We start from the raw sequence: 14397 nt of genomic DNA on the forward strand, positions 1-14397 counted from the left end.
TTCAAATTACAATCTAGATGGGTATATAGTTCCAAAAAATGATGAATTTTTCTCTTAATATTCTCTAATCTATTTTCATTTTCTAGATCTTTTTTGTTTTTAAGCATTGCTGAATAACCTGATTCATCTAGAATTGTTTGCAATAATTTGATATGATTTATTTTTTTTTGCTTAATATCATTTCTCCACTTAGATAAACAATTTAAAAATGTAGATAATCCAATTTTGGTTTTTGGTTTAATCAGGTTCTCGTCTAACATTTTTTTTGATGCATTTTCTAAACATAAAGAGTTTTTTTTAGCAAATTCATGGATTGATTTAAGTGTGCCATCACCAATAGATCTTTTAGGATTATTTACAATCCTTTCAAAAGCCAAATCATCTTTATCTTGATAAACTAATCTTAGATATGCAACACAATCTTTTATTTCTGCTCTTTCATAAAATTTTGTTCCCCCTAGGATTCTATAAGGTAAACCAATTTTCAAAAATCTTTCTTCGAATTCTCTTGTTTGAAATATTGCTCTAACAAGTATTGCAATATTATTTAAACTAAAATCTTTTTTTATTTTTTCTATTTCATCTGAAACTCCAGTAGCTTCATCTTTACCATTTTTAAAACAGTTTAATTTAATTAAATCTCCTTCTTCTAAAGTCGTCTTTAGCGTTTTGCCCACTCTGTTTTGGTTATTTGAAATTAATTGAGATGCAACTGAAAGTATATTTTTTGTTGATCTATAATTTTCTTCAAGTCTAATAATTTTTGTGTCTTTATAAACTTGATCAAATTCTAAAAAATTTTTAATTTCAGCTCCACGCCAACTATAAATTGATTGATCATCATCTCCTACGCAACAAAGATTTTTATTTTTTTGTGCGAGTAAATTTAACCATCTGCTTTGGATGAAATTTGTGTCTTGATATTCGTCAACTAAGATATATTTAAAATTTTTTGAATATATTTCTCTTATATTATTATTTTTTTCTAAAATTTTTACAACATGTAAAATCAAATCTCCAAAATCACATGAATTTAAATCAATTAATTTTTGTTGATAAATTTTATATACTGGTAAGATTGTTTTTTCATATATATCTTTTTTATTGATTACCACTTCATTTGGATATTGACCTTTGTTTTTCCATTTATCTAAGATTGCAAGAATATATCTAGGTGATAGCTGCTTAACATCTATATTTTCGGCTTTGCAAATATTTTTGATTAGTCTAATTTGATCATCAGTATCAATAATTGTAAAATTTGAGTTTAGATTCACCGCAGCTGCATGTTTTCTTAATAATTTTGCACATATTGAATGAAAAGTACCTAACCAAGATAAACCTATAGCATCTGCCCCAATTATCTTACTCACTCTTGTTTGCATTTCTTTTGCTGCTTTATTAGTGAAAGTTACTGCTAATATTTGATTAGGATACGCTTTTTTCTTTGCAATTAAATGAGCTATTCTACTTGTAAGCACTTTAGTTTTGCCTGAGCCAGCCCCAGCAACGATTAGCAATGGACCATCCAAATGTGTTACTGCTTGAGATTGTGCCTCATTGAGATTTTTTAAATAATCTGAGTTTACCATTTCAATTATTTATTTATAAACTTTCCTTTATGCAAAAAAAAAATATTTTTCAAAAAAAAATCAATAAATTAGTATTATCTATTACTAACACAATTGAAAGTTTTTTTAACTTTTTTAGAGAAAAATTTTTCTATAAAAAAAATATATCAAAAAGTATAAAGACAATCGATAAAAGAATATTTTTAGTATTAGCGATAATTTGTATCACCTTTATAAGTTATTTTTCGATACCAGCGTTCTACGATAAAAATAAGTTGAGAGCTGAAATAGAAAACCAAATATTTAGTCAATACAATTTAGAAGTTAAATTAGGAAGCTCTTTGAAATATGGCTTATTACCAAAACCACATTTTTATTCAGAAAATACGATTATCAGTTACAACTCTTATGAAATAGCAAAATCAAATAATCTAAAAGTTTCAATATTTTCAAATAATCTTTTTTCTTTTAGTAATTTAAAAATAAAAAATTTAAGATTTAGAAAAACAGATTTTAAAATTGATAGCACCAATATCAAATTTTTCACCGACCAATTAAAAAACATTAAAAATAAAAAACGGTTAAGCTTTTTAAATAGTAAATTATTTTTTATAGATCAAAATGATAATGTAATTTTTTTTTCAGATATAAAAAATCTAAATTTTTCATTTGAAGAAAATTCATTAAAAAAACTTGAATCAAAGATTAAAATTTTTAATATTCCTATAAATATAATTTCTGAGTTAGATAAAGAAAATAAGAAGATCATAACAAAAATTAATTCGCATCCATTAAGATTAGGTTTAGAAGGTTATTCAAACTTTGATAACGAAAAATTTGATGGTCAATTAGATTTGACTATAATTAATAAAAATAAAAAAATTTCTTATATTTTTAAAGATAATTTTCTTCAATTTAATACTAACGATAAAAAAATTAAAGGTAAAATAAATATAAAACCTTTTTTTCTGTCGACTGAATTGAATTTGTCTCCTATAGATTTTAAGAATATTTCTAAAAATGATTCAATTTTGATTAACATTCTGAAGTCAGAGATTCTTAATAATAATAATTTAAATGGAAAATTAACTTTTAATATTAAAGATATGGTAGGTGTTAATTTTTTTGAAAAAACAAAATTTATTATACTATTAGAAGAGGGAAATATATTTATAGAAGATTTTAAGACAACTTTTAATAATTTTATTAGAATTGATTTGGATGATACACAGCTAATTGTTGATAATAATAAACTTAATCTTGCAGGTTATGTGGCACTCGATTTTTTAGATGTTAAAAAATTTTTTGAACATTTTCAAATATCAATTAAAGATAGAAAATATATAAAAAAAGTAAATTTTGGTTTTTTATTTCATTTAGATGAAAAATTTATTGAAATTGAAAATTTGAAAATTGATGGAAATACAAATCAAAAACTAAATGATTTAATAAAAGATTTTAATTCTAAAAAAGAAATAATTTTTAACAAAATTGTTTTAAGAAACTCAGTAAAAGATTTTTTTAAAATAATTAGTATGGATTAATCATTTTCTTAGGATTAACAATTTTCTCATAATCCTTTTCATTAATCAAACCTGACTTAAGAGCTTCAGTTTTTAAAGTCGTGTTATTTTTTAGAGCTGACTTAGCTATTTGAGCAGCCTTATCGTATCCAATTTTTGGTGCAAGCGCCGTTACAAGCATTAATGAATTATCTAAATAAAATTTAATTTTTTCTTTATCTGCCTTTAATCCTTTTATGCAGTACTTTCCAAAATTTTTTGAGCTATCAGCTAGTAGATCTATCGATTGTAGAATGTTATGCGCAATTAATGGTTTGAAAACATTTAATTCAAAGTGACCATGTGATCCCGCCATTGTTATACCGTTATGATTTCCTATAACTTTAACACATACCATGGTTACTGCCTCAGATTGAGTAGGATTAACTTTGCCAGGCATAATTGATGAACCTGGTTCATTAGCTGGGAGAATTAATTCTCCATAACCAGCTCTTGGTCCTGATCCCAAAAATCTAATATCATTTGCAATTTTCATTAAACAAACTGCAGTAGTATTTAAGGTACCAGAAAAGTTAACTATTTCATCATGAGCAGCTAGAGCAGCAAATTTATTTTTTGTTGGTTTAAATGGAAGTTTAGTAATTTTTCTAATTTCTTTAATAATTTTTTTATCAAAACCTTTTTTACTATTTATACCTGTTCCTACAGCAGTACCTCCCTGAGCTAACATGTAAATTTCTTTCAACGCACTCTTTATTCTTTGTATACAATCATTTAATTGGGACTGGTAACCAGAAAATTCTTGACCAAGAGATAAAGGAGTTGCGTCTTGCAAATGAGTTCTTCCAACTTTAACTATTTTTTTAAATTGTGAGATCTTCCTTTTAAGTTCTTTATTTAGCAAATCAAGTGCTGGTAAAAGTTTTTTGTTAGTTTCAATTGCTATTGCAATGTGCATTGCAGTCGGAAATACATCATTTGTAGACTGTGATTTATTTACATGATCATTAGGATGAACAGGTTTTTTTGAACCTTTTTTTCCTCCTAAAATTTCAATTGCTCTATTCGCAATAACTTCATTAACATTCATATTTGTTTGAGTGCCAGACCCGGTTTGCCAAACTTTCAGAGGAAAATGATTATCTAATTTTCCTGAGATAATTTCATTTGATGCTTTTATAATTGCTTTTGAAATTCTAGGTAAAATTTGTTTATCTTTACTATGAGTAATTGCGGCTGCTTTTTTAATAATTGCAATTGATTTAATAAGAGTAGGTCTTACTAAAAACTCACCAATATCAAAATACTTTTTTGATCTTTGAGTTGAGGCACCCCAATATTTGTCATCTGGAACACTTATTTTCCCAATGCTATCAAATTCTTTTCTAAATTTCATGAATATTATTTCTTAAAGTATATACAATAGATATATATTAATTTTATTTAAACTTACAGGAGCAAAATGACAAATTTCGATAAAGTAGGAACTTTTATGAAAACTTTTGGGCAAGAAGTCAAAACAAGACCATCATTTAGCACAGATAAAATTAACAAATTAAGGCTTGATTTGATTAAAGAGGAACTTATTGAACTAACAGAGGCAATGAACACAAAAGATTTGCTAGAAGTAGCTGATGCTTTAACAGATATACTATATGTTACTTACGGAGCAGGGCATGCATTTGGTATTAATCTAGATAAGTGTTTTGATGAAGTTCAAAATTCAAATATGAGTAAATTAGATGATAATGGCAAACCTATTTATAATGAACATGGAAAAGTAATGAAAGGACCAAATTACTTTAAGCCAAACCTTTCTAAATTTGTTAGTTGATTTAAATTTCTAATTTAAAATCAACAGCTGAAACACTGTGAGTAATGCTTCCAACAGAAATTCTATTCACACCAGTTGAGGCTACAGACTTAATATTCTTAAGATTTATGTTTCCGGAAGCTTCAGTTTCATAGTATTTTTTTGCAAGTTTTATACCTGTTCTTAAATTTTTAATATTCATATTATCAAATAAAACAGTATTAAACTTTAGACCAATTATCTCCCTAAGCTGTCTCAAACTATCCACTTCGACAGTAATTTTCTTCCCTTTCTTATTTTTAATTGCAAGTTTAACTAGTTCTTTTAAATTTGAACTTGCGATATGGTTGTCCTTAATTAAAAATTCGTCACTTAAATTAAATCTATGATTTGTGCCACCTCCTAATTTAACTGCATATTTTTGAATAACTCTATAAGTTGGTAAAGTTTTTCTTGTACAACAAATTTTACATTTCTTTCCAGCTAATTTTACAAACTGATTGGTTTTAGTTGCAATACCCGATATATGAGACAAGAAATTTAGAGCAACTCTTTCTGCAATCAATACAGAATTAGCATTCCCTTTAATTATCGCAATTAAAGAATTTTTTTTTACTAATGATCCCTCTTTTTTTTTTGTAATAAATTTTATTTTTTTATCAACTTGGTTAAATGTGTATTTTGCAAATAACAATCCTGCTACAACTGCTTTTTGATTAGACACAAGTTTTGCCGTTATAACTTTATTTTTGCTTAATAAAGAAGAGGTTATATCTCCATAAGGATATAAATCCTCTGTTAATGCGAGCTTAACTCTATCTTTTATAAAAGATTCACTTAATTTAATTTTTGACACAAGGTCTTATCTACCAATTGCAACCATTTTTTCTACTGATAATCTAGCTTTGTCAATAGTTTCTTGATCCATAGTTATTTCACCAGTTTCATTTTCTAAACAATCTAATATTTTTGGTAAGGTAATTTTTTTCATATGAGGACACATGTTGCAGGGTCTAATAAACTCCACGTTAGGATTTTCGACTTGAATATTATCACTCATTGAACATTCAGTTACCATCATAACTTTTTTTGGTTGATTATCTTTCACATAATTAATCATGCCTGATGTTGAGCCAGCAAAATCACTAGCTTTAATTACTTCAGGAGGACATTCTGGGTGAGCAATTATTTTTATCCCTGGATTATTTTTTCTAATATTCTTAATTTCATTTTCATTAAACTGATCATGAACAACACAAATTCCTTTCCAAGAAATTATTTCAACATCTGTTTGAGACGCAACATACTTGGCTAAATAGTCATCTGGTAGAAATATTACTTTCTTAACTCCTAATGATTTAACAATTTTGATGGCATTTGCAGAGGTGCAACAAACATCAGTTTCAGCTTTAACATCAGCAGATGTATTTACATAAGAGACAACAGGTACTCCGGGATATTTTTCTTTTAACAATCTTACATCTTTTCCAGTAATTGAAGATGAGAGAGAACATCCAGCATCCATGTCTGGCAACAAAACTTTTTTATTTGGACTCATTAACTTTGCTGTTTCTGCCATAAAGTGAACTCCAGCCATTACAATAATATCTGCTGAAGTTTTTGATGCTTCTACAGCTAAGGCTAAAGAATCAGCTGAAAAATCCGCAATCCCATGATAGATTTCAGGTGTTTGATAATTGTGAGCAAGAATAACTGCATTTTTTTCTTTTTTAAGTTTATTTATTTTATGAATGTAAGGAGCGTGTATAGACCACTCAATCTCAGGCATAACCTTTGATATTTTTTGATAGATGCGATCTGTTGCCTCTCTTACTTCTTGATTAAAATCCATAATAAAATTTATCAATTTGAAACCTACTTGTCATTGAATTAATGTGGGTCATATTTGCGGCTATGCTGAAATTGGTAGACAGGCACGGTTGAGGGCCGTGTGGACTTAGTCCATGAGAGTTCGAGTCTCTCTAGCCGCACCAAAATCTTAAATTTTAAGCCACTCAGGAATAAAAATTTTAAAAGATCCATTTTTACCTTTAAATAGAAAATCTTTATCAAAATTCTCATCAGAAAATTTTACTAGTGCAAATGGATATTCCTCGTTAATTAAAACTTTTCCAATTTCTATATCATTGCAAAAGATCTTCTCATCTTCAGATAGCTTTCCATCAATTATCTTAATCGGCAATAATCTCTTTGAAAGTTTATTTTTTAATTTTATTCTTGCTGTATTTTCTTGACCAACATAACAGCCTTTTTTGAAATCAATACCATTCAACTCCTCAAAGTTACACTCAATACCAAATAATTTATTTTTTAACTTATCTAAATTTTTTGGAACAATCCCAAGTTTATGACACTCATTATAATAATTTTTGATATTTTCATTTTTTAATTCAAGTTTTTTTAAAGATAAATAAAGTTTTTCTAAATTAATAATCAATCTAGCACCTAAATCTTTATTTCTAGGATCTAATAATATTGGGTCTTCTCTGTATTTAAAAGTAAAACCTAAAATATCTTTTGAACCTTCTATAGATAGATATTTTTTATATCCAAAACTTGCAACCACAAACTCATTACTAAGATTTAAAATTTCTACCTTTGATCTTATTTTATATAAATTCAATTGTTTAAAAATTTCCTCAGATTGAGATTTTTCACAATCAATGAAGTAACCTGATTTATGTTTGATAACTATAAATTCATAAAGAAATTTACCCTGAGGAGTAAGCAATGAAGCAAAACAGCTTGAATTATCATTAACTTTATTAATGTTATTACTAATTAAGTTTTGTAGGAAACTTTGAGCATCTTCACCATTCACATAAAGAATAGCTCTATCTTCTAATATATAAACACTGTTATTCATATTTGATTGAAGTCTGATTTTAATATAATAACTTTTTCAATAAATGTTAGATATAATTATCAAAAATGGACAGTGCTATATTGATGGAAAGTTAGAAGATAAGGATATTGCTGTTAAAGATGGTAAAATATTTAAAATTGGCAAAGTGTCTGAAGACGCAAAAGAGGTTTATGATGCCTCAAGTAAAATTGTGTTGCCGGGATGTATAGATACTCAAACACACTTTAGAGAGCCAGGTTCAACAGATACTGAGGACCTTCATTCTGGAAGTAGAGCTGCGGTTGCTGGAGGAATTACTGCGGTATTTGAAATGCCAAATACTAACCCACCGACCGCAAATTTAAAAGAATTTCAAAAAAAATTGGACCTTGCAAAAAATAGAATGTACTGCAACTACGCTTTTTATTTTGGAGCAACAGCAAATAATGTAAGTCAATTAGCTGAATTAAAAGATTTAGAAGGATGCTGTGGTATTAAATTATTTGCAGGATCTTCAACTGGTAATCTTTTAGTGGCAGAAGAAAAAGATATAGATAAAGTATTCAAAAATAGCTCCAAGGTTGTAGCTGTCCATTCTGAGGATGAAGAAATTTTAATTAAAAATAAAAAACTAATTAAAGCTGGAGATGTGCATTCTCATCCTATTTGGAGAAGTGAAGAGTGCGCAATGTCTTCTACAAGAAGAATTGTAAGAATTGCTGAGAAGTATAATAAAAAAGCTCATGTGCTACATGTAACTACAAAACAGGAGATAGATTTCTTATCTCAACATAAAGGTAATATTACTTTTGAAATTACACCTCAACATTTAACAATTTATGCACCCGATTGTTATAATAAACTTGGAACATACGCCCAAATGAATCCTCCTTTAAGAGATAAGTCTCATTATGATAGATTATGGTATGCAGTAAAAAATAATTTGAATGATACTATTGGGTCAGATCATGCTCCACATTTAAAAGTAAATAAAGAAAAAGAATATCCAAATTCTCCATCGGGCATGCCAGGTGTTCAAACACTTATGCCTGTGATGTTAAATCATGTTAATGCAGGAAGATTATCACTCACACAACTAATTAATCTTGTGTGTGAAAATCCAATTAAAATTTTTGGAATTAGGAATAAAGGATTTATTAAAGAGGGTTATGATGCTGATTTTACGATAGTAGATATGAATAAAAAAATTGTTATCAAAAATGAAAATATTGAGAGTAAATGTGGATGGTCACCTTTTCATGGAGTTGAATTTAAAGGAACACCAGTTTCAACAATAATTAAGGGTAAAATGAAAATGAAAGACGGCAAAATTATTGGTGAACCTGAAGGCACACCTTTGAAATTTAACTAATTTTTCCTGCAAAACTATTTACTAATATAACTCCGATAACAATTAGAAATAGTCCTGCGATCGCTTGCCAGGCCAATGTTTGTTTAAAGAATATATAACCTAATATTGCTATTGTGAAAATTCCAAGTCCACTCCATGTTGCGTAAACAATCGCTATTGGTAGTTTATTAACTACAAAAGTTAAAAGATAAAAGGCAGTCAAATAAAAAATTGCAAGAGCAAAAGTCGGTAAGAATTTTGTAAAATTTTGTGATACTGGTAACAACATTGTTCCGGCTACTTCACAAAAAATTGCACCAACAAGAAATAAATAAGTTTTTATCACTATTTAATTATATTATTATTAATAAGATCAGTTTTTATTTCGTCTAATATAGCCGGGTCGTCGATTGTTGGTGGCATTTTATATTCCTCTTTATCTGCAATTTTTCTTATTGTTCCTCTTAAAATTTTACCTGATCTAGTTTTGGGTAACCTCTTTATTACAATTGCTACTTTAAAAGCGGCTACTGGACCAATCTTATCTCTAACCATTTGAATACATTCTTTTGAAATATCTTCATGACTTTTCTCAACACCAGCTTTTAAAACTACTAAACCAATAGGCAATTGTCCCTTTAATTTATCTGCGATACCAAGAACTGCACATTCAGCAACTGACTGATGTTCTGATAAGACCTCCTCTATTGCACCGGTAGACAACCTGTGTCCAGCAACATTTATTATGTCGTCTGTCCTAGACATAATCCAGATATAACCATCATCATCGATATGACCTGCATCATAAGTTTGATAAAAACCTTCATAGTTACTCATATAATTTTCTTTATACCTCTTATCAGCATTCCACAGTGTTGGAAAAGTTCCTGGTGGAAGTGGTAATTTAACAACTATATCCCCCATCTCATTTGGCTTTGCCAAAGATTGATCGGGTTTAATGATTTTGACATCATAACCAGGCACAGCTTTACATGCTGAACCGTATTTTGTTTTCATCATTTCAATTCCTGTACAATTTGAACTTATTGCCCAACTTGTTTCAGTTTGCCACCAATGATCAATCACAGGCACTTTTAATAAATTTTCAGCCCACTTGATAGTATCTGGGTCTGCTCTTTCTCCTGCAAGAAAAAGACTCTCAAATTTACTTAAATCATATTTTGAAAAAAATTTTCCCTCTGGATCCTCTTTTTTAATAGCTCTAAATGCTGTTGGAGCTGTAAATAAAGACTTTACTTTGTAATCAGAAATAATTTTCCAGAATGCTCCAGCATCAGGTGTCCCTACTGGTTTTCCTTCAAATAGCACAGTAGTGCATCCTTTGAACAATGGTGCATAGACAATGTAAGAGTGACCGACTATCCATCCTATATCACTTGCTGACCACCAAATATCTTCTTCATCTATGTTATAGATGTTTTTCATCGTCCATTTAAGAGCCACTATATGTCCACCAATGTCTCTTACTATACCTTTAGGAGTCCCGGTAGTTCCTGATGTATAAAGAATATAGGCAAATTCATTCGAATTCATTTCAACACAATCTGCTTCCTCTGAGTCTGTATGAGCTTCATCCCAACTTATTTCTTTTGGAGCATTTAATTTAACTTCATGACCTTCTCTTTGAAACAAAATCATCTTACTAATCTTATGTTTGGCTTGTTTAACTGCTTCATCTACAAGAGGTTTGTATTCCACAGTTCTGCCTGGTTCAAAACCACAAGAAGCTGTAACTAAAAGTTTTGCTTTACTATCATCTATTCTACTTGCAAGTTCATTAGAGGCAAAACCACCAAACACAACAGAGTGAATTGCACCAATTCTTGCACAAGCTAGCATTGCAATAACCGCTTCAGGGATCATTGGCATATAAATTATAACTCTATCCCCTTTATTTATATTTTGAGCTTTTAAAGCTCCTGCAAATTTCGAAACTTTTGATCTTAGCTGCTCATACGTAAAATGATTTTTGTTACCAGTTATAGGACTATCGTAAATTAAAGCGGTTTTTTTTCCTCTGCCTTGATCAATGTGTATATCTAAAGCATTATAACAGGTATTTGTAATGCCATCCTCAAACCATTTATAAAACGGAGGATTTGATTTATTCAAAATTTTAGTGGGTTTTTTAAACCAAAATATATCTTCAGAGGCTTGTTGCCAAAATTTTTCTGGGTTTTTAATAGATTGCTCATATATTTCTTGAAATTTATTAGACATAAAATTTTGATTCGAATTCCTTATTTTTTTTGATTTTTAACTTATAAATTGTATTTAATTTTAAAAAACCAATAAAATCAATGTAAATTAATGCCATTTAAGTCTTCTATAATGTCCTTTAATTTGGTAATTAACGCTCAACTTTGGCTTAGGGAAGCTTAAGCCTAGTTTATATAAACTAAAAGTAAAAACTAACTAAAGAGGGAGTTTTTTATGAAAAAACTTAAAATGTTTGCTCTTGCAGTTGTTGCCTTAACGGGTTTAACAGGAATTGCGCATGCAGCAGACGCTACGATGTTAGCCCAGGATGACTTCGTTGGAATATCTTTTTGGATAATTTCAATGGGTATGTTAGCTGCGACTGCATTTTTCTTTATGGAAAGAAGTACAGTTAATCCTGCTTGGAAAACATCAGTAACTGTTGCAGGTCTTGTAACTGGTATTGCTTTCATTCACTACATGTACATGAGAGAAGTATGGGTTATGACTGGTGACTCACCAACAGTATACAGATATATTGACTGGCTAATTACTGTGCCATTACAGATGATAGAGTTTTATTTAATTCTAGTAGCTGTAAGAAAAGCAAATTCTGGAATATTCTGGAGATTGTTAATCGGTTCATTAGTAATGTTAATCGGTGGATATTTAGGAGAAGCTGGATACATCAACGCTACACTTGGTTTCATTATCGGTATGGCAGGTTGGGTATACATTCTTTATGAAATATTCTCAGGTGAAGCTGGAAAAGCTGCTGGCAAGAGCGGAAATAAAGCTCTAGTAACTGCGTTCGGTGCAATGAGAATGATTGTAACCGTTGGTTGGGCTATTTATCCATTAGGTTATGTATTTGGTTACCTAACTGGTGGTGTAGATGCAAACTCATTAAACGTTGTTTACAACTTAGCAGACTTCATTAATAAAATTGCATTCGGTCTAGTAATCTGGGCTGCTGCAGTTAGTTCTGGAGCTGCAAGAAGCAGATAATAACTAAAATATAATTATTAAAGGGCGGGTATGTTTTCACATACTTGCCCTTTTTTTTTGTATGATTATATATAATATTAATGGCTAAAATTACTTACATAACTCATGATCAACAAACCCATACCATAGATGTTCAGAATGGACTGACTGTTATGGAGGGTGCTATTCAAAATGATATTGCAGGAATAGATGCTGATTGTGGAGGAGGCATGGCTTGTGCAACTTGCCATGTCTATGTTAACGAAAATTGGTTTGATAAAATTCCAACCAAAGAGGATGGTGAAGAAGATATGCTGGATATGGCATTTGAGCCAAAAAAAAATAGTCGACTAAGTTGTCAAATTACAGTTACAGATGAACTAGATGGTTTAATAGTCAACTTACCTTCTAAACAAAGTTAAAATGATAAAAACAGATGCATTAATAATTGGAGCTGGACCTACTGGTTTATTTACGGCGCATCAATTAAAATTAATTGGACTTGACTGCCAGATTGTAGATAATTTGGATAAAATTGGTGGTCAGTGTATTGAGCTCTACCCTGATAAACCTATTTATGATATTCCTGCAATTCCTGAGTGCACTGGGGAGGATTTAACAAATAATTTGATAAATCAATTAAAACCATTTGAAATTAAATTTCATTTAAGTGAGAGAGTAGAGGAAGTTAAAAAAGAGAATGAAAAGTGGATTGTAAAAACTAGTGGGGGCAAGATTTTTTTAACACCGAATGTAATAATTGCTGGCGGTGTAGGCTCGTTTGAACCTAGAAAATTTCCAGTAAAGGATACTGAAAAATTTGAAAATATTTCTGTATTTTATTCAATAAAAGATAAAACAATATTTAAGGGCAGAACAGTTACTATTTTTGGTGGTGGTGATAGCGCGCTAGATTGGGCGGTTGAATTATCTAAAAATTCAAAAGTAAATTTAGTTCATCGAAGAGATGATTTTAGAGGGGCAGAAGCTACTGTTGAGAAAGTAAAACAGCTAGAAAAGGAGGGGAAAATTCATCTTTTTACCAAGTATCAAATGATTGCAATTGAGGGTAAAGATAAATTAGAAAATATAGAGATACAAAGTGATGATAAAGAGATAAAAAAAATAAAAACTGACTATGCACTAGGTTTTTTTGGTTTAATTATGCAGCTTGGCCCCATAGCAAACTGGGGGCTAAACATTGATAAAAAAACAATAGAAGTAGACACAGAAAAGTTTGAAACAAATCAGAAGGGAATCTATGCAGTTGGAGATATATGTAGCTATCCTGGAAAATTGAAATTAATTTTATCAGGTTTCCATGAAGGTGCTTTAGCTGCGAGAGCATGTTTTAAATTAGCTAGACCAAATGAAAAATACAGGTTTGAATTTACTACATCATCAAAAACGATTAAAAATCGACTTGGTGTAAAAAGTGATTGAACTATTTACAGCTAATACTCCAAATGGAAAAAAAATTAGCATTATGCTTGAGGAGATTGGCTATGAATATAGAGTTACTAAAATAGATCTTGATAAAAAAGAACAATTTTCAGAAAAATTTAAAAAAATTAGTCCTTTTAGTAAAATTCCAGTAATTATCGACCATAAAAAAAATATAACTGTTTTTGAGTCAGGAGCAATACTAATATATCTAGCTGAGCAAAGTGGAAAATTTTATGATATTAAAGATAGATTAATAATAAACCAATGGTTGATGGCTCAAATGGGCTACATAGGTCCTATGTTAGGTCAACATCATCAATTTCATCATTATAATCCCGGTAAAAGTAAATTTGGTGAAGACAGATATTTTAAAATATCAAAAAGAATTTATGATGAGCTTGATCAAAGACTGTCAAATTGCAGATTTTTATCTGGTGAGGAATATACAATTGCAGATATTGCGACTTTTCCTTGGATTGCCCGTCATGAATGGCACGATATCGGTTTAGTACAATATAAGAATCTTACTAGATGGTATAATGAAATTTCAAAACGTGATGCCGTGATAAAAGGTTTTAAGTTTATGAAAAAAGATGAATTTCCACCTAAACCTTAATTAG

The 14397-nt window shown here is 29.6% G+C and carries 14 protein-coding genes and 1 tRNA gene; 8 read left to right on the top strand and 7 right to left on the bottom strand.

From position 1 onward, the window contains the following. The coding region (locus AMN95_RS05360; RefSeq protein WP_075522929.1) for an ATP-dependent helicase at positions 1 to 1592 on the bottom strand (1592 nt) is incomplete at its 3' end. A gap of 29 nt (positions 1593 to 1621) precedes the next feature. Between AMN95_RS05360 and AMN95_RS05365 the strand changes: the two genes are divergently transcribed. Then, positions 1622 to 3115 (top strand): AsmA family protein, encoded by a 1494-nt coding sequence (locus AMN95_RS05365; protein WP_075522930.1) that lies wholly within the window; start codon positions 1622 to 1624, stop codon positions 3113 to 3115. Here the strand turns inward: AMN95_RS05365 and fumC are convergent. Continuing rightward, positions 3102 to 4490 carry a class II fumarate hydratase gene (fumC, locus tag AMN95_RS05370; RefSeq protein ID WP_075522931.1) on the bottom strand — a complete coding sequence of 463 codons (1389 nt, stop codon included), beginning with the start codon at positions 4488 to 4490 and terminating at the stop codon, positions 3102 to 3104. The two genes, AMN95_RS05365 and fumC, sit on opposite strands and share 14 nt — an antisense overlap. A 66-nt stretch (positions 4491 to 4556) precedes the next feature. Between fumC and AMN95_RS05375 the strand changes: the two genes are divergently transcribed. Further along, positions 4557 to 4928 carry a pyrophosphohydrolase domain-containing protein gene (locus AMN95_RS05375; RefSeq protein WP_075522932.1) on the top strand — a complete coding sequence of 124 codons (372 nt, stop codon included), beginning with the start codon at positions 4557 to 4559 and terminating at the stop codon, positions 4926 to 4928. Position 4929: 1 nt separating this feature from the next. Here AMN95_RS05375 and nadC read toward each other — a convergent pair whose 3' ends face one another. Both nadC and nadA read right to left on the bottom strand, forming a co-directional pair. Beyond that, positions 4930 to 5763 (bottom strand): carboxylating nicotinate-nucleotide diphosphorylase, encoded by an 834-nt coding sequence (nadC, locus tag AMN95_RS05380; RefSeq protein ID WP_075522933.1) that lies wholly within the window; start codon positions 5761 to 5763, stop codon positions 4930 to 4932. Between the two features lie 6 nt (positions 5764 to 5769). After that, the gene (gene nadA, locus AMN95_RS05385) at positions 5770 to 6759 is read right to left on the bottom strand and encodes a quinolinate synthase NadA (protein ID WP_075522934.1); all 990 of its coding nucleotides are present in this window, start codon (positions 6757 to 6759) and stop codon (positions 5770 to 5772) included. Positions 6760 to 6815: 56 nt separating this feature from the next. On the opposite strand from nadA, the gene AMN95_RS05390 reads away from it, so the two are divergent. Next, positions 6816 to 6901: transfer RNA gene (locus tag AMN95_RS05390), tRNA-Leu, on the top strand. 5 nt (positions 6902 to 6906) lie between these two features. Here AMN95_RS05390 and AMN95_RS05395 read toward each other — a convergent pair. Beyond that, entirely contained in the window at positions 6907 to 7794 is an 888-nt protein-coding gene (locus tag AMN95_RS05395; RefSeq protein WP_075522935.1) for a CAF17-like 4Fe-4S cluster assembly/insertion protein YgfZ, read from the bottom strand. A gap of 43 nt (positions 7795 to 7837) precedes the next feature. On the opposite strand from AMN95_RS05395, the gene AMN95_RS05400 reads away from it, so the two are divergent. Next, positions 7838 to 9145 (top strand): dihydroorotase, encoded by a 1308-nt coding sequence (locus AMN95_RS05400; RefSeq protein ID WP_075522936.1) that lies wholly within the window; start codon positions 7838 to 7840, stop codon positions 9143 to 9145. On the opposite strand, the gene AMN95_RS05405 is transcribed toward AMN95_RS05400, so the two are convergent. Both AMN95_RS05405 and AMN95_RS05410 read right to left on the bottom strand, forming a co-directional pair. Further along, positions 9138 to 9470, bottom strand: a complete 333-nt coding sequence (locus AMN95_RS05405) for a DMT family transporter (protein WP_082256676.1) — start codon at positions 9468 to 9470, stop codon at positions 9138 to 9140. The two genes, AMN95_RS05400 and AMN95_RS05405, sit on opposite strands and share 8 nt — an antisense overlap. Beyond that, complete coding sequence (locus AMN95_RS05410) at positions 9470 to 11389, bottom strand: propionyl-CoA synthetase (RefSeq protein WP_256997963.1); 1920 nt, start codon at positions 11387 to 11389, stop codon at positions 9470 to 9472. Before AMN95_RS05410 ends, AMN95_RS05405 begins: the two co-directional genes overlap by 1 nt. 189 nt (positions 11390 to 11578) lie before the next feature. Between AMN95_RS05410 and AMN95_RS05415 the strand changes: the two genes are divergently transcribed. From AMN95_RS05415 to AMN95_RS05430, 4 genes are all read left to right on the top strand, one after another. Further along, positions 11579 to 12352 (top strand): bacteriorhodopsin-like, encoded by a 774-nt coding sequence (locus AMN95_RS05415; RefSeq protein ID WP_075522938.1) that lies wholly within the window; start codon positions 11579 to 11581, stop codon positions 12350 to 12352. Between the two features lie 80 nt (positions 12353 to 12432). Further along, positions 12433 to 12753 carry a 2Fe-2S iron-sulfur cluster-binding protein gene (locus tag AMN95_RS05420; protein ID WP_075522939.1) on the top strand — a complete coding sequence of 107 codons (321 nt, stop codon included), beginning with the start codon at positions 12433 to 12435 and terminating at the stop codon, positions 12751 to 12753. Position 12754: 1 nt separating this feature from the next. After that, complete coding sequence (locus AMN95_RS05425; protein WP_075522940.1) at positions 12755 to 13774, top strand: NAD(P)/FAD-dependent oxidoreductase; 1020 nt, start codon at positions 12755 to 12757, stop codon at positions 13772 to 13774. Continuing rightward, positions 13767 to 14393, top strand: coding sequence for a glutathione S-transferase family protein (locus AMN95_RS05430; RefSeq protein WP_075522941.1), 627 nt, complete (start codon positions 13767 to 13769; stop codon positions 14391 to 14393). Before AMN95_RS05425 ends, AMN95_RS05430 begins: the two co-directional genes overlap by 8 nt. Positions 14394 to 14397: the final 4 nt, after the last annotated feature.

This window comes from Candidatus Pelagibacter communis (assembly GCF_001180185.1).
Lineage (GTDB): Bacteria > Pseudomonadota > Alphaproteobacteria > Pelagibacterales > Pelagibacteraceae > Pelagibacter > Pelagibacter ubique_F.